The following is a 26,146-nucleotide window of genomic DNA, read 5'->3' on the forward strand; positions in this document are numbered from 1 at the left end:
ACAATTGCTTAACTTACTATTAAATTATAAAAATCAACTATTCGGGTTTTATATTTAAAACTGATAAGGTTGACCAATTTCGTTATTTTACAGTTTGCCGTCATTGTTGATTAATAAGTCCAATGTTGTTTTTTAGGCTTAGGAACCAAATCATGACTGGTATCGTATCATCAAAACCTTTAAATATTGTTGCTGTTTCTGGTGGCTTAAATACCCCATCTAAAACCGAAAGTCTAGTTCAGGCCATTCTTGATGAGTTATCTGAAGCAATTGATATTCAAGTTCACTTTATTAAATTAAGTGAAATCGGACCATTATTAGGCGGTGCATTTTATCGAAATCAACTTCCGCAACGTGTACAAGATGACCTTGCTGCAGTTGAAGCAGCAGATGCCTTGATTGTGGGTACACCTGTCTACCGTGCCTCTTTTACCGGTCTTTTCAAACACTTCTTTGACTTCGTTGAACAAACTGCATTAGTCGATGTACCTGTACTTTTAGCTGCATCAGGTGGTAGTGATCGCCATGCTCTGGTACTCGAACACCAACTTCGCCCATTGTTCAGCTTCTTCCAAGCACAAACTTTACCAATTGGCGTATACGCAACAGATCGCGACTTTACTCCTGAATATACAGTGAAAAGTGAGCAACTAGCTGACCGTATTACACTGGCCGTAGCGCGTGCATTGCCAATTCTAGAATGGGCGCCAGCAAAAGGTAAACGTGCTGAGGTGGTTAAACCTAAATCTCAACAAGCGAATCAAGAGCTTGGTATTAACAAGCAAATTGAGCAAGAAGAAGTATTACCTTCGGCAGCTGTACCAAACCTTGATGCAGCAGAATCTCGTTTGCATCACAAGTCCGGTAAATCATTAACGCATGTTGCCTAAGCGCAATATAGCTAAATAAAAATAACGAATGGGGAGAGAGCACCATGACGCAATTACAACAACCAATTAAATTTGCTTATTGGGTACCAAATGTAAGCGGTGGCCTTGTAGTGAGTAACATCGAACAGCGTACAGACTGGAGTTATGACTACAATGTTCGACTTGCACAGGCAGCCGAAAACAATGGTTTTGAATATGCGCTCACCCAAATTCGTTTTACGGCGGGCTATGGGGCAGAAAACCAGCATGAGTCTGTGAGTTTCAGTCATGCATTACTTGCAAAAACTGAAAAACTTAAAGTGATTGCGGCAATTCTGCCCGGCCCTTGGAAACCGGCACTTGCAGCTAAACAGTTGGCTACGATTGATTATCTAACCGAAGGCCGTATTGCTATTAATGTGGTAAGTGGCTGGTTTAGAGGCGAGTTTGATGCCATTGGTGAAGAGTGGCCTGAGCATGATGAGCGTTATGTTCGCTCTGAAGAGTTTATTCGCACGCTAAAAGGAATCTGGACCACAGATAACTATAGTTTCGATGGTAAGTATTACCAATTCCAGAACTACACACTTAAGCCGAAACCTCTGCAAAAACCACACATTGAAGTCTTTCAGGGCGGCAGTTCACGTGCAGCAAGAGATATGGCGTCTCGTGTATCCGACTGGTATTTTACCAATGGTAATACTGTAGAAGAAATTCAAAAACAAGTCGAAGATATTCGTACCAAAGCAAAAGCCAATAATCACCATGTCAAAATTGGGGTAAATGCGTTCATTATTGCCAGAGATACCGAAGGAGAAGCAAAAGCGGTACTGCAAGAAATTATTGATAAAGCCAACACTGAAGCCGTAAATGCGTTTGGCGATGCAACTCGTGAAGCGGGTGCGGCTTCACCAGAACAAGAAGGCAACTGGGCAAAATCAACTTTTGAAGATTTAGTTCAATATAACGATGGCTTTAAAACCAATTTAATTGGTACACCTCAGCAAATTGCAGAGCGTATTGTGGCGCTTAAAAATGTAGGTGTCGATTTGGTACTTTCCGGATTCTTACACTTTATTGAAGAGGTGGAATATTTCGGAGAAAAAGTGCTGCCGCTCGTTCGTCAGTTAGAACTTCAACAGGAAAAGGAGGTAGAAATCCAAGCGAAATCAGCCTAAAAAACTCCAGTTAAAACAGCGCAAGATAATAAAAACAACAAATTAAAATAAAGTTTTATTGGCTCCAAGACTCGGCTTGGAGCTTTTATTTTTTAAGGTTTCTCAACTTCTCGAACGACTGTTTCAACCGAATATCGGCACCATTTTGAAAGAACCTCAATAAATTCATTTAATGCTGCAGGTTCAAAATGACTTACAATCATATAACAGGCATTACCCATAACCTTAAAGCATTCATCAATCTGTTCGTATTGCTTGACCAAATTTTCAATTTCTTCAAAAGCGCGTTGTTCATTTAAATGCAAATGAATAAATTGTTTATGTAGGTATTGCACAGCAATGGTGTAGTTTTTGATAACTCCTGCATCCATCAACTGGGCTATTCGAGCACCTACAGCCTGCCCCGTTCGATGGACACGCTGACCAATTTCTTTATTTGTTAAACGGGAATCTTGCTTGAGTAATGCAATAATTTTTAGATCAATCGGGTCTAATTCAATATTCATTTTTCATGGCGAAAGAAAACTTGCGATAATGCTTTCATTTGACTATAGCCGATTTTTCAAGCAGAGAATAATCTTGTTTTATCTCATATCAACAAGAGTGTTCTCATGAAACAAGCACTGTTAGTTATCGATGTTCAAAATGATTATTTTAAAAATGGCAAAATGGAATTAGTTGGGCCAGATCAAGCGCTCGATAAAATAAAGCAGCTTGAACAATATTTTAACGAGAAAAATTTACCAATCATTTATGTACAACATATTAACCCACCACAAGCGAGTTTCTTCCAAGAAAATACAGATGGGGTTTTACTTCATCCTGAACTTAGTGTCGATAGTGATTCATTAATCGTGACAAAGCATTATCCAAATAGTTTTTTAGAGACCAATTTAGAAGAACTTTTAAAAGCGCATCAAATTGAGCAACTCGTGATTACAGGCATGATGACACATATGTGTATTGACTCAGGGACACGTGCGGCTAAAGAACTAGGTTATCAACCCATCTTAATTGCAGATGCAACAGCAACTCGTGATTTAAGCTATGCTGGAAAGACTGCAAAAGCTGAAGACGTGCAAATAGCTTTTTTAACTGCGCTTAGTACATTTGCAAATGTACAAAATACGACTGACTTTCTAGCAAGCTCTTAATGGCGCTTAATAAAAAAGCCCCCTTAGGGGCTTTTTTAGAGATTATTTTTGTCTATCGGGATAAACCGTGGCAATTAACTGCTCTACTACAGCAGGTTCAGCTAAGGTTGAGGTATCGCCCAAACTATCAAGCTCGTTTGCCGCAATCTTTCTTAAAATACGGCGCATGATTTTGCCAGAGCGCGTTTTAGGTAATGCTGGCGCCCAATGCAATGCATCTGGTGACGCTACTGGCCCGAGTACTTTACGTACCCAGTTAATTAACTCTTTACGCAGCTCTTCCGATTCTGGAACACCCGCCTGTAAGGTCACGAAAGTACAAATACCTTGTCCTTTAATATCATGCGGCATACCCACCACGGCTGCTTCTGCTACTGATTCATGTGAAACAAGAGCACTTTCAATTTCAGCCGTACCTAGACGGTGGCCTGAAACGTTTAATACATCGTCAACACGACCTGTAATCCAGTAATAACCATCTTCATCACGGCGGGCGCCATCACCTGTAAAATAAGTATTTTTGAAGGTTGAGAAATACGCCTCAATAAAGCGGTCTGGGTCCCCCCAAATGGTACGCATCTGACCTGGCCATGAATCTTTAATCACAAGGTTACCTTCAGCTGCACCTTCTAACTCGTTACCTTCACCATCTACAATCGCTGGTTGAATACCAAATAAAGGACGCGTTGCCGAACCTGGTTTTAAAGCTGTTGCACCCGGTAATGGCGCAATCAAAATACCACCTGTCTCAGTTTGCCACCATGTATCAACAATCGGGCAACGGCCTTCGCCGACAACATTGTAGTACCAGTTCCAAGCCTCTGGGTTAATAGGTTCACCAACCGAACCAAGTAAACGTAAACTGCTACGATTACTTTCACGTACATACGAATCGCCTTCTCGCATCATGGCACGAATCGCGGTTGGCGCTGTATACAAGATAGAAACTTTATGTTTATCGACCACATGACCAAGACGTGCCCATGTTGGATATTGAGGTACACCTTCGAACATTAAGGTGGTCGTACCATTTGCCAACGGACCATAAATCAGATAACTATGCCCTGTAATCCAACCAATATCGGCTGTACACCAATACACATCGTCTTGTTTTAAATCGAAGACTTCTTTGAAAGTACTGGTTACATAGACCAGATAACCGCCTGTGGTATGCAACACACCTTTGGGTTTACCTGTTGAGCCTGAGGTATAAAGAATAAATAAAGGGTCTTCTGCCTTCATTGGTTCTGGAGGACAGTCAGCATCCACCTCCATAATAATAAGGTGATACCACAAATCACGGCCTGGCTTCATTTCGATTGGGTTTGCATTACGGTAAACCACAATCACATTTTCAACACATTCGGTACCCGGCAATGCTAAAGCCAAATCGACATTTTCTTTAAGTGGTAACAGCTTACCGGCACGTAGGCTTGAGTCTGCGGTAATTACAAGTTTAGCTTGGCTGTCTTCAATACGGCTTGCCAAAGAGTCTGGCGAGAAGCCACCAAATACCACACAGTGAACTGCACCAATACGGGCACAGGCTAACATGGCAATTGCAGCCTCAGTCACCATTGGCATATACAGCACAACGCGGTCACCTTTACCAATGCCATATTTCTTCAAAACGTTGGCAAAGCGGCAGACTTCATCGTGTAATTCTTTATAAGAAACGATTTTATGACGAGAAGGATGGTCACCTTCCCAAATAATGGCAGGTTTATGTGGATGTTCTTTAAGATGCCTGTCCAAACAGTTTGCTGACACGTTCAACTCACCATCAGCAAACCACTCAATTTTGAAATTGTCTTTGTCAAAACTGGTATTTTTAACTTGGGTAAATGGCTTTATCCAATCGACAATTTTAGCTTGCTCTGCCCAGAATTCATCTGGGTTTTCGATAGAGTGTTGATAACGTTTAAAGTAGTCTGCTTCAACAGTACGAGCTGTTTTTTTAAATTCATCTGGTACTGGATAGATCTCATTCATACGCAACTTCCTTGATCTTGTGCATCCCATCTCGAGACTGTGGCTATTATTTTACTGGATCTTATTTGTATGCCTTTTCAGTATGATGACTCTCTCAAAGTCAAAACAATCCAACTTTGGTCATATATTGACCACTTACTCAAACATACGAAATTGTGAACATTTTTATAAAATTAAGTTGATTTAAAACATTTGTCTATAGCTTTTACTTTTATAATTTTTTTAAGTTTTGATGGTTTTGACCATCAACAAAGTTTATTTTAGCTTTTAGAAGCAGTGCAGGAATAAAATAAGATGTTTGCCGAAACTCCCTCTTCACGACCACCAGAGCTTCCGTTTAAAGATAGTCCTTTTTCAATTCATGGTCGCTTTAACCGCATGAGTTATTTAGGTGGATATGGCCTAATTTATTTAATTACACTTATAGGTTATTTCATTTTAGCTTCCTTTCTTGGAAGTTTTCAGCTTTCAAGCGATCTATTTAATTTTGAGTTTTATAGCTCTCTTTCCGGCGTAAGTGCCTTAGTAGTATGGGCTTTTTGGCTATTTTTGATCTACCTCAATATTATTCTGGTCGTTCGGCGCTTACACGATTTAAATAAAAGTGGCTGGATGGGCCTGCTGTTATTTATTCCGGTGGTTCAGTTCTTTTTTATGATCTATTTATTACTTGCTTCTGGTACTGCAGGCCCAAATCAGTATGGCCCTGTTCGGCCTTCAACCTTTATCGAGAAACTGATGGCTTGGCTTATTTTAATCGCTATTTTAATTAGCCTTATTTCTACCGCAGGCTTTTTTTACTACTTCTCTGGTACCGATACTATCCAAACCCCAACACAAATTTTACAAAAAGGAACGCAATACTTTTAATTAAAAAACACTTTATTATTTAGATGAACTCATTATAGTAGGCGCACATTTTATCTCCTACTATGATGAAAGCTAAAAAAGCTTTCATGAATTTATTTAATTAGAGACTTGTCGTGGCTGATGAACAAAAATCCTTAACGGATGTTGCAAAAAATACAGGCGAACTTTTGCAAGAAGCAGGTACTAAAACCACTCAAACGGTTCTAGCACATACCGAGAAATATCATGATGCCTATACTACTATCGACAAAATCGTAGATAGTTTTTGGGAACGTGTACCTTATATCTGCATTGCGATTACCGTTTTTATTATTTTTTGGCTACTGACCAAATTATTTAAATTCTTTGTGCGTAAGACTTTAGAAAATCGTTCTTATACTCGCCAAAATTTGGTTCTTGTTTTAAACCGTGTCGGTAGTACAGCAATCTTATTCTTTGGTTTCTTAATTGCTTTAGTCATTATGATTCCAGGGTTTACGCCAGGCCAACTCATGAGTGCATTGGGTATTGGTTCGGTCGCAATTGGTTTTGCATTTAAAGATATTTTCCAAAACCTGCTTTCAGGTATTTTGATTTTATTGAGCGAGCCATTCCGTATTGGCGATTCGATTGTAGTGAATTCACTTGAAGGAACTGTAGAAGATATTCAGATTCGTGCAACGTTCCTGCGCTCACCGGATGGCCGTCGTATCGTTATTCCAAATGCAACCGTTTATACGAGTGCTTTAACGGTAAATACGGCTTACCAACAACGTCGCTGTGAGTTCGTAGTCGGTATTGGTTATGATGACGATGAGCAAAAAGCGAAACAAATTATTTTAGATATTCTCAATAATGACCGTAATGTACTCAGCCAGCCTGCTTTCTCGGTTAACGTGACAGCTCTAGCAGACTTCTCGGTTAACCTTACGGTACGTTGGTGGATTAATACCACTGAGACAGATATTTCGTCATCTACAAGCACTATTCAAGCTGAAGTAAAACAAGCCTTTAATGCAAATGGCATTAATATTCCTTACCCTATTCAGGAATTAAAAATGGCCGCTAATCATTCGCCATTGAATGCTGAGAACTCAGCTAAATAAACGCCCTAAAATATAAGAAATAGACGTTTCGGTTCTTAAAATACGGTTGCCTAAGCTCATCGCTTGGCAACCGTTTTTTATGAGTAAATCAACTTCATAAGGAATAAATCCCCCTTCCGGCCCAACCACTACACTACAAGCATGGCTAATATTAATTGGCATACTCTGCTCGGCATAAGGGTGAGCCACATAGGCAGGAGATTCTTCTGAAATTAGGGCTGGCAAAACGTCTTCAACAAAAGGTTTAAAACGTTTATACATTTGAATTTCAGGAACAATTGTGTCGCCTGCTTGCTCAAGTCCAAGCGTAACGTATTGTTCAATTTGCTGTAAAAATGGCGTTTGCCAATAGCTTTTATCAACGCGATAACTATGAATTAGGCTTATCTTTTCAACACCTAAAGTCACACTGTCCATAATTAGGCGACGTAAGACTTTAGGCCGTGGTAAAGCCAAAATTAAATGAACTGGAAGCTTCGTTGGTACTGCTTCTTCACGAATAGGGCGTATACGGACTTCGTGCTCATTTATTGAAACAATTTCAGTGATATAACGGACGCTGTTACGAATACCAACTTTTAGGTTCTGGCCGACCGTGATATCAAGATGTTCACGCAAATGCTGTAATTGACGTTTTGAATGGATAGACCATGTATCCGATTGAACATCTTCAGGCTCTAGTAAAACAATATTCATGGTTTTTCGGCCAAATACCGGTTAATCACCCCGATATGTTTTTGTAATGAACCTTGATTACGATGCAATACTTTATGCGCCTGTGCCACTAGCTGTTCAGTCGCCTCAGGTTCTGCCAGACACGCTAGCCAGATATCAACGACCTGCTGTGCATCTTGAGCGATAAGCACAGCATTTTCATCAATGAATTCATCAACGATCGTTTGAAAGTTAAAGTAACGCGGTCCAACCACTGTAGGTACATTTAAAACCATAGGTTCTAAAATGTTATGTCCACCACCCGGCTCATTTAAAGAACCACCTACAAAGCACACCTGACTTAAGGCATACCATAACCAAAGCTCCCCCATGCTGTCGGCTAAATAAACCTGTGTGCTCGCATGGATACTCTGTCCCATACTTCTACGATGCGTAACTAAATTTAAATTTTGGCAAATTTCAAATACTTCGTCGAAACGTTCAGGATGACGAGGCACCACAATACACACCAACTCACGGTCTGAATTTAAATGAGGCGCAAGTGCTTCTAAAATTTGTTGTTCTTCAGGTGCATGTGTACTGGCAATCGTCACAACCTGACGGTTTTCCAAATACCACTGCTGATGCAATTGGGCAGCTTGCTTAATAAAAGCCTCAGGTGCATGAATATCAAATTTAATATTTCCAACAACCTGACTTTTATGCTCATCTAAACCAAGCTCGACATAACGCTGACGGGTTGCACTATCTTGCGCTAATACCCAATCGATTTGCTTTAACATACCGGCAGTTAAACTTGAGACTTTACTATAACCCTTTGCTGACTTTTCAGATAAACGAGCATTAAGTAATAAGCATGGTACATGCTGTAATTTGGCTTGATCAATTAAATTGGGCCAAAGCTCAGTTTCAACTAATGCTAAAAGTCTCGGTTTGTATGATTCGAAAAATTGTTTTAAAAGAGGCTTTTGATCTACAGGCAAATAAACTGCTTGGAATAAATCTAAATATGGCTCTTTTAAAAAAAGTGACTTAGCGCGTGCCTGACCGGTTTTTGTAGTATTGGTCACTAAAACTGGCTGGCCAAGTTTGAGATAGTGCTCAATAAGTGGCTGCGCAGCATTGGTTTCTCCAACTGAAACCGCATGAAACCAGATGGCTTTTACATTTTTCGGATCTTCAAACGGCCCAAATCGTTCCAGACATTCCTGATGATATAATTCCAGACTTTCTGCACGTCTTTTTATCCGCCAACGATAAAACGGTTTTAATAAATGGAGTGCTGTGTTGTACCAAAAAGGGGTCGCCAAGCGGTTTGCCTCAAATAGTCAAAATTTAAAAACTGGGGAAAATATAACATAGATAAAAAAAATGGCAGAGTTTCGATACCTAAACTCTACCATATACAAGAAAAGTCATTGACTGAACTCACAAAAGAGCAAGTTCAGTAAATAGTAAATCTAAATAAAATAATGATTTTAAGAAGCTTCTAAAGCAGGATAGTCCGTATAACCTTCAGCGCCTTTAGCATATAAAGTCGTTGGTTGAAGCTCATTTAATGGCAGACCTTGCTCTAAACGTTGTAATAGATCAGGGTTAGCAATATAAGCCTTACCAAAAGATACAGCATCTGCCTGACCTTCACGCAAAATACGTTTTGCTGACTCTGGTGTCAGGTTTTCATTGGCAATCCACACGCCATTAAATTTTTGACGTAATTGTGGACCGATACTATCGGCTGCTTCATATTCACGAGAGAAAATGAAGGCAACATTACGTTGACTTAATTGTTCAACCACATAACCGAATGTCGCTAGCGGATTTTCATCACCCATATCATGAGAGTCGCCACGCGGTGCAATATGTACACCTACTCGGCCAGCGCCCCACACTTCAATAAATGCATCAACCACTTCCAATAACAAGCGGGCGCGGTTTTCAACTGGACCGCCATACTCATCATTACGTTGGTTGGTATTACTTTGAAGGAACTGGTCAACTAAATAACCATTTGCAGCATGTAATTCAACACCATCAAAACCTGCTGCTTTAGCTAGTTCTGCTGAATGTTTATATTGAGCAACAACTTCTTTAATTTCTTCAATCGAAAGCGCACGTGGTTTTACATATGGGCGTTTAGGGCGTAATAAACTTACTTCACCCGCAGGTTGAATTGCACTTGGAGCAACAGGAATATCACCATCCAAAAGTTCAGGATCGGAAATACGACCCACATGCCAAAGTTGAACTACAATTTTTGAACCTTGTGCATGAACTGCTTCAATAATCTTATTCCACGCTTGTGCCTGCTCTTGTGACCATAGTCCAGGGGTGTCTGCATAACCCACAGTTTTTGAACCAATCACTGTTGCTTCAGTGAGAATGAGACCAGCATTTGCACGTTGCTGATAATATTCCACCATTAAGTCGTTTGGAACACGACTTTCTCCACTACGTGCACGTGTTAATGGGGCCATTACCAGTCGATTTTTAATTTCAAAATCACCAACTGTTAAGGGAGTATTGAGTTCAGCCATGATCGCCTCGACTTACACTTTATTTGTTTTAAAGTGTTTGTTTTAAATGTTCGATATATTGCTGAATCAAAGCTTCGTTACGTGAAAAATAAGACCATTGTCCATATTTTTGGACCTGAATGAGACCAGCCTGCTGTAATACAGACAAATGATTGGACATTGTAGACTGAGCTACTTTACCCAAACGTTCAATATGACCTGCGCAAACCCCTTTTTCAAAACTACCACCACATTCTTCTACCGGTAAATAATGCGCAGGTTCCTTTAACCATTGCAGAATCTGCCGACGAAGAGGATTGGCTAGGGCTTTGCTAATTGCATCAATATCCATAGGCTCAACACGTCTTTTAAACGAACAAAGCTTTGTTCAGCATTTCGAAAACATAATATCGCATTTTTTCGATATTCATATCCATTTTTTTCGATATTCATATCGTATTTTTCCGATTAACTTCCGATCACTGAACTGCTTTGCCGTTTTAATCGCTAAAAATTTAATAGTTTAAAAGAACTAAAAGTTCAAAAGACTCTTATAACCCCTGCTTTAAACTCGCTTCAATGAAGCGATCAAGATCACCGTCAAGAACTGCACCAGTATTTGAGTTTTCAACACCTGTACGTAAGTCCTTAATACGAGAGTCATCAAGTACATAAGAACGAATTTGGCTACCCCAACCAATATCAGACTTCGAGTCTTCAAGTGCTTGAGCTGCTTCATTACGTTTTTGCATTTCTAGTTCATATAATTTTGCACGTAACTGTTTCCATGCATGATCACGGTTCGCATGTTGTGAACGTTGGTTCTGACATGCAACCACAATACCTGATGGAATGTGCGTCAAACGAACTGCTGAATCTGTTTTGTTAATGTGCTGACCACCTGCACCAGATGCACGGTAAGTATCGGTACGAACATCAGAAGGATTAATATCGATTTCGATATTGTCATCAACTTCTGGTGAAATAAATACCGCAGAGAATGAAGTATGACGACGGTTACCACTGTCAAATGGTGACTTACGCACTAAACGGTGTACACCAGATTCTGTACGTAACCAGCCATATGCATATTCACCTTCAACGCGAATCGTTGCAGATTTGATACCTGCTACATCACCATCAGATACTTCCATAAGTTCTGCTTTAAAACCGTGACGTTCAATCCAGCGCATATACATACGTAATAACATTGAAGCCCAATCTTGTGCTTCTGTACCGCCTGAACCTGCTTGAATCTCGACATAGCAAGGATTCGGGTCCATTGGGTTGCTAAACATACGGCGGAATTCAAGTTTTGCTAATTCTTCTTCGGCAGTGCCAAGCTCAGATTGTACATCTACCAGCAAGCTTTCATCATCAGCTTCAACAGCTAAATCCAGCATTGCTTTTGCATCTTCAAGCTGTGTAGATAAACCATCTAAAACGTTAATAACGTTTTCTAGTTCGCCCTTTTCTTTTGCCATTGCCTGAGCACGGTTTTGATCATTCCAGATCGCAGGGTCTTCTAACTCACGTAAAACTTCTTCTAAACGTTCTTTTTTCAGATCGTAGTCAAAGATACCCCCGTAGTGTTTGGCTACGATCAGTTAAGTCTTTCAATTGGTTTAGATAAGGATTAATTTCCACGCGAGTGTTCCCATAAAAACAGATAAACAGTCGAATATTTTATCATAGCTATGGTTATCTTCGAACCTGCTTTAATTTATAACTGTCATTTCAATTTATAAATTTTTTAATTTTCTTTCAGAAGATTTTAAGCTTAATTCGTAACATCCCCATACAAAATTGGGTACTTTTCCAGCATTTTTGAATTTCTACACAAAATCTCCTCAATTTTAATAAAATAAAACATTATGTTTTTATTATTTAAAATCAATATATTAAATTAAATATAGTTACAGAAAAAGCACATGGTTACAGTCCGGTTACTTGCACAAGATTGACGGTAAATGATTTTGCTCTAGACTAAAAGTTGTAACAAAACATTTATAAAATCGTTTTTAGAGGGGAGAGATTCCATGAAAAAACTAGCAATTGCATCAGCTCTTTTATCTGCACTTGCAGTAAGTGGCGCAGCAAACGCTTACCAAGCTGAAGTTGGTGGTTCTTACACTTATCTTGATCCAGATAACGGCAGCAGCGTAAGTAAATTTGGTGTTGATGGGACTTATTATTTCAACCCTGTTCAAACACGTAATGCACCGCTTGCTGAAGCAGCATTCTTAAACCGTGCAAGCAACGTTAACGCACACGTTAACTATGGCGATAACAGCGGTACTAAAGATACTCAATATGGCGTAGGCGTTGAATACTATGTTCCTAACACTGACTTCTACCTTAGCGGTGATGTAGGCAGAAATGAACGTGAAATCGACAACACAAACTACGATCAAAAAGTTACAACTTATGCTGCTGAAGTAGGTTACTTACCAGCACCAGGTTTGTTACTTGCTTTGGGTGTTAAAGGTTATGACGAAAAAGACGGTAAAGACGGCGCAGATCCTACCGTTCGTGCGAAATACGTAACTCAAGTTGGTCAACATGACGTAAACCTTGAAGCGTATGGTGCGTTTGGTGACCTTGACGAATATAAAGTGCGTGGTGACTACTACATCGATAAAACTTTAAGTTTAGGTGTGGACTACTACAACAATGACTTAACTGATAAAGACGAATGGGGCATTAATGCTAAAAAATTCTTAAATCAGCAAGTAAGTCTTGAAGGTCGTATTGGTTTCGGTGATAACGACAACACTTATGGTGTTCGTGCAGCATACCGCTTCTAATCTTACCTAAATTTAAAAAATCCGCTCAATTGAGCGGATTTTTTTATTGATTTAAATGCACAATTCGTAGCTGTAAGCTCACATTGCCATTAAAAACATTACGGTCTATTTCATAAACTAAATGTACATGGTCACGCATTGGATCAAACTCGAAGCGGCCTGCTGCGTTAAAAGCAATCGCATCGAAACTGTATTGATCTATCGCTAGTCTAAGTTTCAGGTGTGTCTCTTTGAGCCAACGGAAATCGATAACTTTAAAATGTCCCTCAAATTGAGGCAGTGGAAATTTTTGTCCCCAGGGCCCTAACTGCTCAATCCAGTTCAAGGTATCTAACTGCAAAGCAGAGACAGGTAACTCACCATCAGTCCATAATGTCGCTTGAAAGATTGATTCATCCATCGTAGCGACACAATCATTAAATACTGTCTTAAAAGCTTCAAAGTTTTCTTTACGAATCGTAAGGCCGGCTGCCGCAGCATGTCCACCAAAATGGCTGACCAACTCAGGATGTTGTTCAGCAACTTGCTCAATAGTATCTCGAATGTGAACACCATCGATTGAACGTGCTGAGCCCTTAATATGAATGCCATCCTCATCGGGTGCAAAAACAATCGTTGGCCGATGGAATTGCTCTTTCAAACGCCCCGCGACAATCCCGATGACACCTTGGTGCCAGTTTTCTTCAAACAGAACAAGCGCCGCAGGAATATCTTGTTGTGAGAGTTGTAAACTGTCTAAAGCAGATAAAGCTTGTTGCTTCATCTCCCCTTCAATTTGACGGCGATCGATATTTAACTGATTTAATTGCTGAGCAATGGGGTATGCAGTTTCCATCGTATCAGCTAATAAACACTCGATCCCAATGCGCATGCTCTCCATACGCCCAGCAGCATTAATGCGTGGTCCAAGCACAAAACCTAAGTCTTGCGCACGTATTGAAGTTGCTTCCCGACCAGCAATATCGAGTAAAGCTAAAATCCCTACTCGACACTGATGTTGCTGAATACGTTTTACACCGGCATCAACCAAAATACGGTTGTTATAATCCAAAACAGCAACATCGGCATAAGTTCCCAAAGCGACTAAATCTAAATATTGAGTCACCTTACTTGTGCTTTTGCCTTGTCTATTGCGTAGACTCGCCAAATTGGCAAGTACATAAAAAGCAACGCCAACACCGGCAAGCGCCTTACTTGGAAACTCACATCCTAATTGGTTCGGGTTTACTACCGCCTCAGCAAGCGGGGTTTCTTTGGTCGTTAAATGATGGTCGGTAATAATCACTTGCATGCCTAAGGCATGTGCTGCATCAACACCAGCATGGCTGGAAATTCCATTATCTACCGTAATTAATAGATCGGGTTTATAAGTTTGATAAGCAAGCTCAGCAATGGCTGGAGTAAGGCCATAACCATATTTGAAACGATCTGGTACCAGATAGTCGACTTGTGCGCCCATATCGCGAAGCACGAGCATCATTAAAGCAGTGCTAGTTGCACCATCAGCATCATAGTCTCCTACAATGACAATTTTTTTCTGCTCATCGATGGCTTGGTCCATTAATGCGACAGCAGCGTCCAACCCTTTGAGCTCTGGAGCAAGCAGGTTCTTAAGTTTTAGCTCTAATTCTTGTTCAGATTGCACCCCACGTCTTGCCAAAATCTCGGCAATAAACGGAGGCACGCCCTGAAACTGTTCAGGGCGCGTCAATAAAGGTCTTTGTTTAATTTGTATTTTTGTCATTTAAGGCATCAGTCGGTGCAATGTCCATTGACCGTCGATTTTTTCATAACTCAAGCGGTCATGTAAACGATTTGGTCGTCCTTGCCAGAATTCATAATAGTCCGGTTGCAGACGATATCCGCCCCAAAACTCTGGCTTATCGAGTACTTCACGGCTTTGAACTTGTTGTTGCAAGTCTTGAAAACGCTGTTGCAACAACTCTCGGCTTTCTATCTTACCGCTTTGCGGTGTACTGATATGAGCTGCAATCTGGCTATCACGTGGACGCTTATGATAATAGTCGGTAGATTCCTGTTCAGGAATTTTGACGACATGACCACCCACTCGTACCTGACGCTCTAAGCTAGGCCAATAAAATAACAGTTCAGCATAGGGATTTTCTGCCAAATCTGCCCCTTTCTGACTGTCATAGTTGGTATAGAAATCATAACCTGCTTCTGTCGCACCGCGTAACAATACAGTTCTGACATGTGGACGACCGCTAGCGCTCGCAGTTGCTAAAGACATCGCATATGGTTCGTGCAAGTTGGCGGCTAAGGCATGATTAAACCAACCTAAGAATTGTTCATGCGGATTACTCGCGACTTGTGTTTCGTACAATTCACCTTGTTCATAGCTTAAACGTAATTCGCTTAAGTCTTTAATGACGTCACTCATGCCATATACCTTATGCAACTTGCGCTTGTGAACGGACTGCATTTGCCAAATGTTCAGCCAAAGCATTCACTTCTTGTTCGTCATCACCTTCAACCATGACACGAATGACTGGCTCAGTTCCAGACTTACGAACTAAAATACGTCCACGTCCTTTAAGCTGTTCTTCTGCTTTATTGAACTCAGTCACTAATGCTGGAATAGAGTATGGATCAAGCATTTGTTCTAAACGTATATTTACAAGCACTTGTGGGAATAATTTAAAGTCCTGAACCAATTCATGGAGCGCTTTATTTTGCTCAACCATTACAGTTAACACTTGAAGTGCTGCAATAATCGCATCACCTGTTGTGCTCTTATCTAACGTTAAAATATGTCCAGATGGCTCTCCACCTGTAACCCATCCATTTTCATCTAATGCTTGTAATACATAGCGGTCACCAACTTTTGCACGAACAAAGCCAACGTTTGCTTTTTCAAGTGCAATTTCAAGCGCCATATTACTCATAACAGTACCAACAATACCTACTGGCTTGTTTTTCGCTTGAGTCGCCAAAATATATAAGATGTGGTCACCATCAATTAAGTTCCCAAACTTATCAACCATCACGACACGGTCGGCATCGCCATCAAAGGCAATTCCTAGATCAGCTTCTTGCTCAACTACTGCTTTTTGTAAACTTTCTGGGTGAGTCGAACCACAGTTTTCATTAATATTTAAACCATCTGGTTCGTTGTACAGAGCAACAACTTTGGCACCTAACTCACGGAAAACTGATGGACCAACGCTATAAGCTGCACCATGTGCACAATCCACAACAATTTTTAAATTATTTAAATCGAAGTGATATGGAAATGTAGACTTACAAAATTCAATGTAACGACCATTTGCATCATTTACACGAACACTTTTACCTAAGTTCGCAGTGTCATCAATAAATAACTCTTTTTCTAATTCTTTATTAATTTCTTCCTGTAATGAATCTGGTAATTTTTTACCTTCACTTGAGAAAAATTTAATTCCATTATCAAAATAAGGATTATGTGATGCAGAAATAACAATACCTGCATGCGCATGTAAGGCACGGGTAAGATGTGCAATAGCCGGTGTCGGCAATGGTCCAAGTAAGTGAACATATACGCCAGCAGCGTTTAATCCCGCCTGCAAAGCAGACTCTAAAATATAGCCAGATAAACGTGTATCTTTTCCTAATACCACAAGCGGTTTATTTTTTGGACTCGTTCGTTTTAATACCTTCCCTGCGGCGAACCCGAGTTTTAAAGCAAACTCTGGTGTAATCGGCATTTGCCCAAATTTTCCACGAATACCATCCGTTCCAAAATAACTCATAGCTTATCTCATTTTTACGCCACTTCAGCCGTGGCTCATTTCATATATGGCTATTCTGCCATATCTATTTTCATCAGATTTACTTTACACCAAAAACAAAAAGCCGTCAGTGTACTGACGGCTTTCTTACTTGATTTGGTTACTAAAATCTAACCAACACGATAGTTCGGAGCTTCTTTAGTAATCGTTACATCATGAACATGTGACTCTGACATGCCCGCTGAAGTAATTTTCACAAATTTTGCATTTTGGCGAAGGTCTTCAATCACTGATGAACCTGTATAGCCCATAGATGAACGTAAACCACCCATCATTTGATGAACGATGTTACCCATTGGGCCTTTATATGGAACACGGCCTTCAATTCCTTCTGGTACTAACTTTTCAGCACCTGCTTTTGAATCCTGGAAGTAGCGGTCAGCAGAACCTGTCGCTCCAGCCATTGCACCTAATGAGCCCATACCACGATATGCTTTGTAGTAACGGCCTTGGAAGAATTCAACCTCACCAGGCGCTTCTTCAGTACCCGCTAGAAGTGAACCAACCATGATTGTGCTTGCACCCGCACCGATCGCTTTTGCCATATCGCCAGAAAAACGGATACCGCCATCTGCGATTAGAGGAATTTGATCTTTCAGTGCATTAGCAACGCTGTCAATCGCAGAAATTTGCGGCATACCAATACCTGCCACAATACGTGTCGTACAGATAGAACCAGGGCCAATACCTACTTTTACAGCATCTGCGCCTGCATCTAATAATGCCAATGCAGCATCACCAGTTGCGATATTACCGCCAATCACTTGGACTTGAGGGAAGTTTTGTTTTACCCAACGTACACGTTCAATAACACCAGCAGAGTGGCCATGTGCTGTATCAACAACAATGACGTCAACACCAGCTTCAACCAATGCTTCTACACGACTTGGTGTTTCAACACCTGTACCTACCGCAGCACCAACACGTAAACGACCAAGATCATCTTTACAACTATTTGGATAACTCTCAGCTTTACGGAAGTCAGTTACCGTAATTAAACCTTTAAGTTCGTTGTTTTCGCCAACGACCAAAACTTTTTCAATGCGATGCTTTTGCAATAATGCTTGAATATTTTCTTTAGACTCGCCTTCACGCACAGTCACCAAACGATCTTGGCCTGTCATGATGTTGCTAACAGGTTGTTCCAAGTTAGTTTCAAAACGTGTATCACGGCCTGTCACAATACCAACAACCTTGCCGTCTTTAACAACAGGTACACCGCTAATGTTATTAGCGCTGGTAATTGCAATAAGTTCACGTACTGTGGTTTCTGGGGTTACAGTGATTGGATCTTTCACCATACCCGCTTCGAATTTTTTCACACGGCGTACTTCTGCAGCTTGAGCAGCAATATCCATGTTTTTGTGCAAAATCCCGATACCACCATTTTGCGCCATTGCAATCGCCATACGTGACTCAGTCACTGTATCCATTGCAGCTGAAACTAATGGGATATTTAAATGAATGCCGCGAGTTAAACGTGTCTTTAAAGAGACATCTTTTGGGAGAACAGTAGAGTAGGCAGGAAGTAATAAGACATCATCGAAGGTTAGCGCTTCTTGAACGATGGTCAGCATAACAATCTCACTGGTAAATTCCGTGAGCTATTATAAACAAATTTCAATGCAATTTTCATATTATCTTTGCCTTTTTCAGCAATAGATATTTACCTACTCTAAATATTTCTCACTTATTATCGTGTTAGCTCATATTTAACTCACCTGATCATAATCATGATCATTTTCTGAATCTGCTGGGCTTACCTCAATCAAAGGAATCAATTGGTGCGCCAAGCGTGCTTTATTACACTGTTCATCTGCAATCTGTACTTCTTTACAGGTAGAACTACGCACAGCATAAATAGAACAACCTACCTCTTTACCAATTTCACCTGTTAAAGCCTGACATCGTGGCTGAGCTTGATTGGTTCCACGCATACACGAATAAACGGGTGTTAAAGGTTCAACGAGATATTCATCCATTAACTCGGCCTCAGCCCAATAAAATGAAACCCGAAAATGTGCACAACACGCCCCACAGCGTAGGCACTCATCTGGAGTCGCAACTTGAGATAACATTTTTATTCAAATTCTCGTCATCAAAAATTTTTTCTATGGCGCAAAATCCTAAAAAAATTTCAAATTGGACTCAAGATATTGAAGATAACTTTTTATGTCGGACAGCTAAAAATTTGCTCAGTCATTAAATCTACGCCGCATGGTAAGGTCTCAATCCAGTCTAAAAACTGATTAATTATTTCTTTACCAATAAATGGAGTACCATGCTGAGGTACAATCATCTCAATATCCATTTGACGGACCATGTTGACCCATAAACGAATAACTTTATTGGAGCACATATAGCGCTGATGAAAAGCCTTCATTTTCATCACATGGGCATCAAAATCTTTGAGAGGCTGACTTGCATCCTCCACAATAGAAGCCCCCATATCACCAGAAAATAAAATCTTGGCAACTGGATCATAAAACTGAAAATTACCTACCGAATGTAGGAAATGGGCCGGAACCATGACAAGCTTTGATTCGCCTAGTTGAATCACTTGACCACGATCTGGTAGCTCAATCAGACGATCTTCCCAATTTCCTTTCATACGCTCACTCATAAATGATGAATTTAAGTGAGGTAAAAATCGTGCCCACAATTTAGAGGCCACCACCTTAGCATCGGTATAAACCAGCCAACGAGGCATTGAAGTAATAATATCTGGGTCCTGATGCGAAGCCATTACATAGTCCAAATTTTTAAGACGAGTATATTTATTAAGTTCCATCGTCAATGGAACGTAGGTCAAGTCACCACCTGGGTCAATAACGGCTGCTCGTTCATGATCAATAATTAAAAATTGATTGGCTTGTATGCCTTCCCCTTTGACCAAACTGGTAAAACTAATACATTTATGTACGCCATTATCAAATAATATCTGTGATGTTGTTTTTTCAAACCCCATACAATTCCCCAAAAAAATTTTAAATATTAGATATTTTTATATCCCTACTAAAATAAAGGGATTCTAAAATGCTTGCAATGAATTAATTGATATTTCTCATAATATTTTAAAATAGATTTTACTTTTCTTATTCTAGAAATGAATCATCAAGAAATTGAGTAATCCTCTAACATTTCTTAAATAAGCTATATCGTAAAGTTTAACTTCTTCAAAGCTCAAAAAAAACGCACTCTTCATGAATGCGTTTTTATACAAATTGAAAATAACTTAGAAGAAATAATGCTGTACTAGCGTAGAAACACCTACAACGAAGAAAATAGCTGCACCAATTTTATGAATCAGTGAGATAGAGAGACGTTCAGCTAATTTATTACCAATAAATACAGCTGGTGCATTGGCAATCATCATACCTAATGTTGTACCTAGCATCACCCAGAAAATACTGTCATAGCGTGCAGCTAAAGCGACTGTCGCAATTTGGGTTTTATCACCAATTTCTGCTAAGAAAAATAAAATAAAGGTTGCCCCAAAAACACCAAGTTTTTGCCATTTATTAATGCTATCAGTTTCATCATCGAGCTTATCCGGAATAAGCATCCAGAATGCCATACCAATGAAACCAACAGCGAGAACCCAGACTAAAATTTCAGGGCTTAGAACTGTGGTAATCCATTGCCCAAGCACAGCAGAAATACCATGATTAATAAGTGTTGCTAAAAGAATCGCAATTAAAATAGGAATTGGCTTACGGAAACGCGCAGATAGTAAAAGTGCCAACAATTGAGTTTTATCGCCCATTTCAGCGAGGGCAACAATCGAGGTAGAAATCAGAAATTCTTGCATGTCGGTTCTCTGGCTAGCATAAATGCCTATGACCTACCCCTCCTGCTAGCCAAATATCATAAAATGATTGCAGAGTGGTAAATCAAAGGTCTTGCCAACTCAGAAACGATGAGACGTTTAAGCTATGATGACCATGTTCTGTTGAACAATTATGTTGACCATCACCTATTCACCTTTGCTGTGAATAGCGGCTACTCCCCAATGAAGTATGCGTTTATTATATTCAAGTCACTCGATTTTTCAAACTTTCAAGTAACAAATTTTACCCACGCCCACACGACTAATCGTGCAATACCTAATATCACTGCAAAATAAGCACTTATATGAATAAAACCAATAGGGCTACTGCTCGTTCCAGCCTGATATTCAAAGGGCAAAATCAAAGTAGCAACAAACACCTCAAAACCCATCACCACATAAGTCATCCATTCCCACGGGAAGTGTAAAATACTGACCCATATTCCCATCAATAAAAACACAATCAATAGTAAGGGCAACATAATTTTCAGAAAACCTAACATTTACTACTTCTCCTTTATGTAATAACGAGAAATTTCTCCTCACTCTCGATAAACCCTGCTTAATCTGTAGATTAACCTAAAAATTAAGTCAAATAGACATTAAAACAAAACCCCGCCGAAGCGAGGTTTTAGTATGTTCTTTCAAAGCATTAGATTAATAAAGTACGAATATCTTTAAGAAGTTTCGTAAGTTTATTTGTAAAGCGAGCTGCATCCGCACCATTAATTACACGGTGGTCATAAGACAATGACAACGGCAACATTAAGCGTGGATCAAAGTCTTTACCATTCCATACAGGCTGCATCGTTGCAGGTGAAATACCCAAAATTGCAACTTGTGGCCAGTTAACTAGTGGGGTAAATGCTGTACCGCCAATTGAACCTAAGCTTGTAATCGTGAAGTTAGCACCTTGTAAATCTTTCGGTGTTAATTTCTTATCACGCGCTTTTTTACTGAGCTCACCTAATTCAACAGCAATTTGCTTAATTGATTTTTGGTCAGGATTACGTAGTACAGGTACTGTCAAACCATCTGGAGTTGCAACCGCAATACCCATATGGATTTCATTACGGAGCAATACAGATTTCTGATCATCTGCTAAGTGACCCGCGAAATAAGGCTCTTCTTTCAACAAGTGTGCTACAGCTTTTGCAATAAATGCCAAAATTGTTAGGCTTACACCTTGTTTCTTAAAGCCGTCTTTCAACTCACCACGCCAAGCTTCTAACTCAGTAATATCCGCAAGGTCAAACTGAGTTACTTGTGGAATGTAGTTGTTTAAAGACAACTGCGGAATTGATACTTGCTGCAAACGCGTCAGTACTTTTTCTTCCACGCCACCAAATGCAGTAAAGTCAGGAAGCTTTGGTAAACCCGAAACTGCTGGTGCAGCCGCAGCAACTGGTGCCGCTTGTGGTGCCGTTAAACGACTCTTCACATAAGCAAAGATATCTTCTTTAACAACACGGCCATGCTCACCAGAAGTTTTAACTTGTGACAAAATCACGCCAAGTTCACGAGCAAGCTTACGAACAGCAGGACCTGCATATACTTTAGCGTTTTCTGCTTCTTGCTCTTTCGTTAACTTATCAGTACCAGATGTAGGCGCCGCAGGTGCAGACTGTGTTGTAGCAGGAGCAGCTGCTTTAGGTGCTGCTGCCTGTGGAGCTGGGGCTACTTCTGCTTTTGCCGCTGGTGCAGCAGCAGGTGCTTGGCCTTCAGCTTCAATTGTTGCAAGCAATATACCTTGTGAAACTTGTTGGCCTGCTTGCAAGTGAATTGCTTTTACAACACCAGCAACGGTACTTGGAACTTCCACAGTTGCTTTATCTGATTCAACTACAACAAGGCTTTGGTCTACATCAACTTTATCGCCAACTTGTACTAAGATTTCAGCAACAACTGCTTTATCTACGCCCAAGTCAGGAACATTGATATCAACTGGACCAGATTGAGTAGTAGCTGCCGCAACAGTTTCTTGCTTTGTAGCAACTGGTTCAGCGGCTGCAGATGGTACTGGTGTAGAAGCAGGAGCTTCTGCTTGCGCATTAGATGCAGCTGCTGTTTTCACTTGAATAAGGACAACACCTTCTTTAACGGTATCACCTTCTTTCACTTGAATACTTTCTACAGTACCAGCAACGCTACTTGGAACTTCCACAGTCGCTTTATCTGACTCTACAACAACAATACTTTGTTCAACATCAATTTGGTCACCCACTTTAACGAGGATTTCACCAACCAATGCTTTTTCAACGCCAATGTCAGGTACAGTCACTTCAACAGTAGAAGTTGATGTAGAGGCAGCAGGTTGAGCTGAAGCTTGAGTTTGCTGTGCAGGTGCTGGAGCAGCTGGCTTTTCAGCTGCAGGAGCTGGTGTTGGTTCCGGAGCTGCTTGTGCCGCACCTTCTGCTTCGATCTCAATCAAAGCAACACCTTCAGTCACATCATCACCTTGATTAATCAAGATGCTTTTTACGACACCTGCTGAAGTGCTAGGCACTTCAACAGTTGCTTTATCAGACTCAAGCACAACGATACTGTCGTCAACTTCAACACGGTCGCCAACTTTTACTAAAATTTCAGCGACGTTTGCTTTATCTACACCAATATCAGGGGTCTTAATTTGCATGCTTAGTTCCCCTCACCTGTTTGCGTTTCATTGTATTCAGCAACTGGCTGAACTTCCGGATGTGCTTGTGGAGCCCATGCAACCGGACGGTCAGTATCTAACTCAAAGTTAGAAATTGCATCTTTCACTAAACGTGCGTCTACTTCACCTTCGTCAGCTAATTTTTTCAAAGTAGCAACAACAATGTGTGCAGCATCAACACCAAAGAAACTACGTAAGTTCGCGCGTGTATCTGAACGGCCGTAACCATCTGTACCTAATGCAACAAATGGGCGACCATCTGGAAGATACGCACGGATTTGTTCGCTATAAGCACGCATATGGTCGGTAGCAGAAACTACGATACCTTCCGTACCACGTAATTGTTTAGATACCCATGATTCTTTAACTTCTTCAGCAAGTGGGTGTAGGCGGTTGTATTCTTCACATGCCATACCATCACGTGCTAGCTCATTGAAGCTTGTTACACTCCAAACGTTTGAATGGATTTGGTATTCATCACGTAAGATTTTCGCAGCTTTAATCACTTCGCGAAGGATTACACCTGAACCAAGTAACTGGACAGTTGCTTTTTCATCTTTCTCGAATAAATACATACCACGTTTAATGCCTTCTTCAACGCCCTCTGGCATTTCAGGATGCTCGTAGTTCTCATTCATTACTGTTAAGTAATAGAACACACGCTCTTGGTTCACATACATACGTTGTAAACCATCATGTACGATTACCGCTAACTCATAACCAAAACATGGGTCATAAGACACGCAGTTTGGAATCGTGTTTGCCAAGATATGTGAATGACCGTCTTGGTGCTGTAAACCTTCACCGTTCAATGTCGTACGGCCTGCAGTCGCGCCTAACAAGAAACCTTGAGCTTGTGCGTCACCCGCAGCCCATGCAATATCACCAATACGTTGGAAACCAAACATTGAGTAATACATGTACATTGGAATCATTGGCAAGTTATTAGTTGAATAACTTGTCGCTAACGCAGCCCATGCACTCATCGCACCTGCTTCGTTAATCCCTTCTTGTAACATGTGACCGTCTTTTGCTTCACGGTAATGCATTAACTGTTCTTGGTCTTCTGGCGTGTATTTTTGGCCGTGAGCAGCATAAATACCAAGCTGACGGAACATACCTTCTAAACCAAAAGTACGTGCTTCATCTGGAACGATTGGCACTACGCGGTCTTTAATCGCTTTTTCTTTAAGTAAAGCAGCAATTAAACGAACCATCACCATAGTAGTTGATTGCTCTTTGCCACCTGAACCTTTCAACACTGCATCAAATACAGATAATTCAGGAATTGCTAAAGATTCACTCTCACGACGACGTGCAGGCAGGTATCCACCTAAAGCTTCACGACGTGCTTTCATATATTTCATTTCTGGAGAGTTTTCACTTGGGCGATAGAATGGAAGCTCTTCTAATTGCTCATCTGAAAATGGAAGATTGAAACGGTCACGTACATATCTTAAAGAGTCAATTTGCATCTTTTTGATTTGGTGTGTTTTGTTTACCGCTTCAATTTCTTCAGACAAACCATAACCTTTAATGGTTTTCGCCAAGATCACTGTTGGTTGGCCTTTCGCTTTCATCGCTTCTGCATATGCAGCAAAAACTTTGTAAGGGTCATGACCACCACGGTTTAACGCATCAATATCATCATCGCTTAAATCTTTTACAAGTTCCGCAGCTTCTGGGTACTTACCAAAGAATTTTTCACGTGTATATGCGCCACCTTTTACTTGATAACGCTGATAGTCACCATCAACAGCTTCTTCCATACGTGCTTTTAATGCACCGCTTGTATCTTTAGCAAGTAGTGGATCCCAATGACGGCCCCATACTACTTTAATGACACGCCAGCCTGCGCCACGGAAGATCGATTCAAGTTCTTGAATAATTTTACCGTTACCACGTACAGGACCATCTAGACGCTGTAAGTTACAGTTCACTACCCAAATTAAGTTATCAAGCTTCTCACGACCAGCCAGTGAGATGGCACCTAAGCTTTCTGGCTCATCCATCTCGCCATCGCCGAGGTATGCCCAAACTTTACGATCTTCTTCTTTGATCAGGCCACGGTTCATCAAATATTTTTGAATGTGCGCTTGATAAATCGACATGATTGGACCAAGACCCATTGATACAGTTGGGAACTGCCAATAGTCTGGCATTAAATACGGATGTGGATAGCTTGGTAAACCGTTACCGCCAACTTCACGGCGGAAATTACTTAACTGTTCTTCAGTTAAACGTCCTTCAAGGAATGAACGTGCATAAATACCAGGAGCACAGTGTCCTTGGTAATAAATCATATCTCCGCCAAAGTTATCGCTGTTTGCGCGGAAGAAATGGTTAAAACCTACGTCATATAATGTTGCACTTGATGCGAAACTCGCCAAGTGACCACCTAAATCATCACCTGTTTTATTCGCGCGAAGTACCATTGCTAAGGCATTCCAACGAATCAATGCACGAATACGGCGTTCCATATCTTGGTCGCCTGGCATTGCAGGTTGTTCTTCAACAGAAATTGTATTTAAGTAAGGTGTATTGAGACGTTGAATTGGAACATGCTTAGCAATTGCTTGTTGGTAAAGTTTTTCCAACAAGAATGCCGCTCGCTCAGTTCCCATATGTTGTAAAACTGAATCGAATGCATCTTGCCATTCTTGGGTTTCTTGTGCGTCGGAGTCACCGTAAAACGCCATAATTCACCTGTTCCTTGTTCTCTAATCT

At 40.6% G+C, this 26,146-nt stretch carries 23 protein-coding genes and 1 riboswitch; of the genes, 6 read left to right on the forward strand and 17 right to left on the reverse strand.

The window, feature by feature from the left end:
- The first annotated feature begins 152 nt into the window (after nucleotides 1–152).
- Together msuE and sfnG are read left to right on the forward strand one after the other, a co-directional pair.
- On the forward strand, nucleotides 153–890 hold the full coding sequence (gene msuE / locus MKL35_RS08480; RefSeq protein WP_032011878.1) for an FMN reductase: 738 nt from the start codon (nucleotides 153–155) through the stop codon (nucleotides 888–890).
- Nucleotides 891–934: 44 nt separating this feature from the next.
- The gene (gene sfnG / locus MKL35_RS08485; RefSeq protein ID WP_270913372.1) at nucleotides 935–2,047 is read left to right on the forward strand and encodes a dimethylsulfone monooxygenase SfnG; all 1,113 of its coding nucleotides are present in this window, start codon (nucleotides 935–937) and stop codon (nucleotides 2,045–2,047) included.
- 92 nt (nucleotides 2,048–2,139) lie between these two features.
- Here the strand turns inward: sfnG and MKL35_RS08490 are convergent, their stop codons facing one another.
- The gene (locus tag MKL35_RS08490) at nucleotides 2,140–2,553 is read right to left on the reverse strand and encodes an Lrp/AsnC family transcriptional regulator (protein WP_032011877.1); all 414 of its coding nucleotides are present in this window, start codon (nucleotides 2,551–2,553) and stop codon (nucleotides 2,140–2,142) included.
- A 105-nt stretch (nucleotides 2,554–2,658) separates the two neighbouring features.
- On the opposite strand from MKL35_RS08490, the gene MKL35_RS08495 reads away from it, so the two are divergent.
- Nucleotides 2,659–3,201, forward strand: coding sequence for a cysteine hydrolase family protein (locus MKL35_RS08495; RefSeq protein WP_032011876.1), 543 nt, complete (start codon nucleotides 2,659–2,661; stop codon nucleotides 3,199–3,201).
- Between the two features lie 42 nt (nucleotides 3,202–3,243).
- Here MKL35_RS08495 and acs read toward each other — a convergent pair whose 3' ends face one another.
- A complete protein-coding gene (acs, locus tag MKL35_RS08500; RefSeq protein ID WP_031953540.1) occupies nucleotides 3,244–5,193 on the reverse strand; it encodes an acetate--CoA ligase in 1,950 nt (649 codons plus the stop codon).
- 294 nt (nucleotides 5,194–5,487) lie between these two features.
- Between acs and MKL35_RS08505 the strand changes: the two genes are divergently transcribed.
- Together MKL35_RS08505 and MKL35_RS08510 are read left to right on the forward strand one after the other, a co-directional pair.
- On the forward strand, nucleotides 5,488–6,063 hold the full coding sequence (locus tag MKL35_RS08505) for a DUF805 domain-containing protein (protein ID WP_002053807.1): 576 nt from the start codon (nucleotides 5,488–5,490) through the stop codon (nucleotides 6,061–6,063).
- A 113-nt stretch (nucleotides 6,064–6,176) separates the two neighbouring features.
- Entirely contained in the window at nucleotides 6,177–7,148 is a 972-nt protein-coding gene (locus tag MKL35_RS08510) for a mechanosensitive ion channel family protein (protein ID WP_002053811.1), read from the forward strand.
- On the opposite strand, the gene MKL35_RS08515 is transcribed toward MKL35_RS08510, so the two are convergent.
- The 5 genes from MKL35_RS08515 to prfB all read right to left on the reverse strand — a co-directional run bounded on the left by MKL35_RS08515 (nucleotide 7,137) and on the right by prfB (nucleotide 11,986).
- A complete protein-coding gene (locus MKL35_RS08515) occupies nucleotides 7,137–7,844 on the reverse strand; it encodes a 16S rRNA (uracil(1498)-N(3))-methyltransferase (RefSeq protein WP_032011012.1) in 708 nt (235 codons plus the stop codon). The genes MKL35_RS08510 and MKL35_RS08515 overlap by 12 nt on opposite strands.
- On the reverse strand, nucleotides 7,841–9,133 hold the full coding sequence (locus MKL35_RS08520; RefSeq protein ID WP_032011014.1) for a 3-deoxy-D-manno-octulosonic acid transferase: 1,293 nt from the start codon (nucleotides 9,131–9,133) through the stop codon (nucleotides 7,841–7,843). The genes MKL35_RS08515 and MKL35_RS08520 overlap by 4 nt, the downstream gene beginning before the upstream one ends.
- Before the next feature lie 168 nt (nucleotides 9,134–9,301).
- Nucleotides 9,302–10,360, reverse strand: coding sequence for an alkene reductase (locus MKL35_RS08525; RefSeq protein WP_209796404.1), 1,059 nt, complete (start codon nucleotides 10,358–10,360; stop codon nucleotides 9,302–9,304).
- Between the two features lie 28 nt (nucleotides 10,361–10,388).
- A complete protein-coding gene (locus tag MKL35_RS08530; protein WP_002053977.1) occupies nucleotides 10,389–10,691 on the reverse strand; it encodes an ArsR/SmtB family transcription factor in 303 nt (100 codons plus the stop codon).
- Between the two features lie 199 nt (nucleotides 10,692–10,890).
- Nucleotides 10,891–11,986 (reverse strand): peptide chain release factor 2 gene (gene prfB, locus MKL35_RS08535; protein WP_106479485.1). Its coding sequence is split into 2 segments (ribosomal slippage): nucleotides 10,891–11,913 and nucleotides 11,915–11,986, totalling 1,095 coding nucleotides; the frame shifts between segments, so codons are not numbered across the junction.
- A gap of 392 nt (nucleotides 11,987–12,378) precedes the next feature.
- On the opposite strand from prfB, the gene MKL35_RS08540 reads away from it, so the two are divergent.
- Entirely contained in the window at nucleotides 12,379–13,146 is a 768-nt protein-coding gene (locus MKL35_RS08540) for a putative porin (RefSeq protein WP_002053751.1), read from the forward strand.
- Nucleotides 13,147–13,189: 43 nt separating this feature from the next.
- On the opposite strand, the gene recJ is transcribed toward MKL35_RS08540, so the two are convergent.
- The 10 genes from recJ to aceE form a co-directional block, all read right to left on the reverse strand.
- A complete protein-coding gene (gene recJ, locus MKL35_RS08545; RefSeq protein ID WP_032011016.1) occupies nucleotides 13,190–14,890 on the reverse strand; it encodes a single-stranded-DNA-specific exonuclease RecJ in 1,701 nt (566 codons plus the stop codon).
- Nucleotides 14,891–15,547 carry a pyridoxamine 5'-phosphate oxidase gene (pdxH, locus tag MKL35_RS08550; RefSeq protein WP_006580832.1) on the reverse strand — a complete coding sequence of 219 codons (657 nt, stop codon included), beginning with the start codon at nucleotides 15,545–15,547 and terminating at the stop codon, nucleotides 14,891–14,893.
- Nucleotides 15,548–15,557: 10 nt separating this feature from the next.
- Nucleotides 15,558–16,895, reverse strand: coding sequence for a phosphoglucosamine mutase (gene glmM, locus MKL35_RS08555; protein WP_002053874.1), 1,338 nt, complete (start codon nucleotides 16,893–16,895; stop codon nucleotides 15,558–15,560).
- 149 nt (nucleotides 16,896–17,044) lie between these two features.
- On the reverse strand, nucleotides 17,045–18,511 hold the full coding sequence (guaB, locus tag MKL35_RS08560; protein WP_002053986.1) for an IMP dehydrogenase: 1,467 nt from the start codon (nucleotides 18,509–18,511) through the stop codon (nucleotides 17,045–17,047).
- A gap of 135 nt (nucleotides 18,512–18,646) precedes the next feature.
- Nucleotides 18,647–19,012, reverse strand: coding sequence for a YkgJ family cysteine cluster protein (locus MKL35_RS08565; RefSeq protein ID WP_023188061.1), 366 nt, complete (start codon nucleotides 19,010–19,012; stop codon nucleotides 18,647–18,649).
- A gap of 92 nt (nucleotides 19,013–19,104) precedes the next feature.
- Nucleotides 19,105–19,902 carry an MBL fold metallo-hydrolase gene (locus tag MKL35_RS08570; protein ID WP_009505311.1) on the reverse strand — a complete coding sequence of 266 codons (798 nt, stop codon included), beginning with the start codon at nucleotides 19,900–19,902 and terminating at the stop codon, nucleotides 19,105–19,107.
- Nucleotides 19,903–20,169: 267 nt separating this feature from the next.
- Nucleotides 20,170–20,745, reverse strand: a complete 576-nt coding sequence (locus MKL35_RS08575) for a TMEM165/GDT1 family protein (protein WP_032011020.1) — start codon at nucleotides 20,743–20,745, stop codon at nucleotides 20,170–20,172.
- 15 nt (nucleotides 20,746–20,760) lie between these two features.
- Nucleotides 20,761–20,957: riboswitch (yybP-ykoY riboswitch) on the reverse strand.
- A 36-nt stretch (nucleotides 20,958–20,993) separates the two neighbouring features.
- Nucleotides 20,994–21,266 (reverse strand): hypothetical protein, encoded by a 273-nt coding sequence (locus MKL35_RS08580; RefSeq protein WP_006580828.1) that lies wholly within the window; start codon nucleotides 21,264–21,266, stop codon nucleotides 20,994–20,996.
- 149 nt (nucleotides 21,267–21,415) lie between these two features.
- The gene (locus MKL35_RS08585) at nucleotides 21,416–23,398 is read right to left on the reverse strand and encodes a 2-oxo acid dehydrogenase subunit E2 (RefSeq protein WP_032011022.1); all 1,983 of its coding nucleotides are present in this window, start codon (nucleotides 23,396–23,398) and stop codon (nucleotides 21,416–21,418) included.
- A gap of 2 nt (nucleotides 23,399–23,400) precedes the next feature.
- Nucleotides 23,401–26,118, reverse strand: a complete 2,718-nt coding sequence (aceE, locus tag MKL35_RS08590; protein ID WP_032011024.1) for a pyruvate dehydrogenase (acetyl-transferring), homodimeric type — start codon at nucleotides 26,116–26,118, stop codon at nucleotides 23,401–23,403.
- Nucleotides 26,119–26,146 lie beyond the last annotated feature (28 nt).

This window comes from Acinetobacter sp. AOR41_HL (assembly GCF_027854645.1).
GTDB classification, from domain to species: domain Bacteria; phylum Pseudomonadota; class Gammaproteobacteria; order Pseudomonadales; family Moraxellaceae; genus Acinetobacter; species Acinetobacter nosocomialis.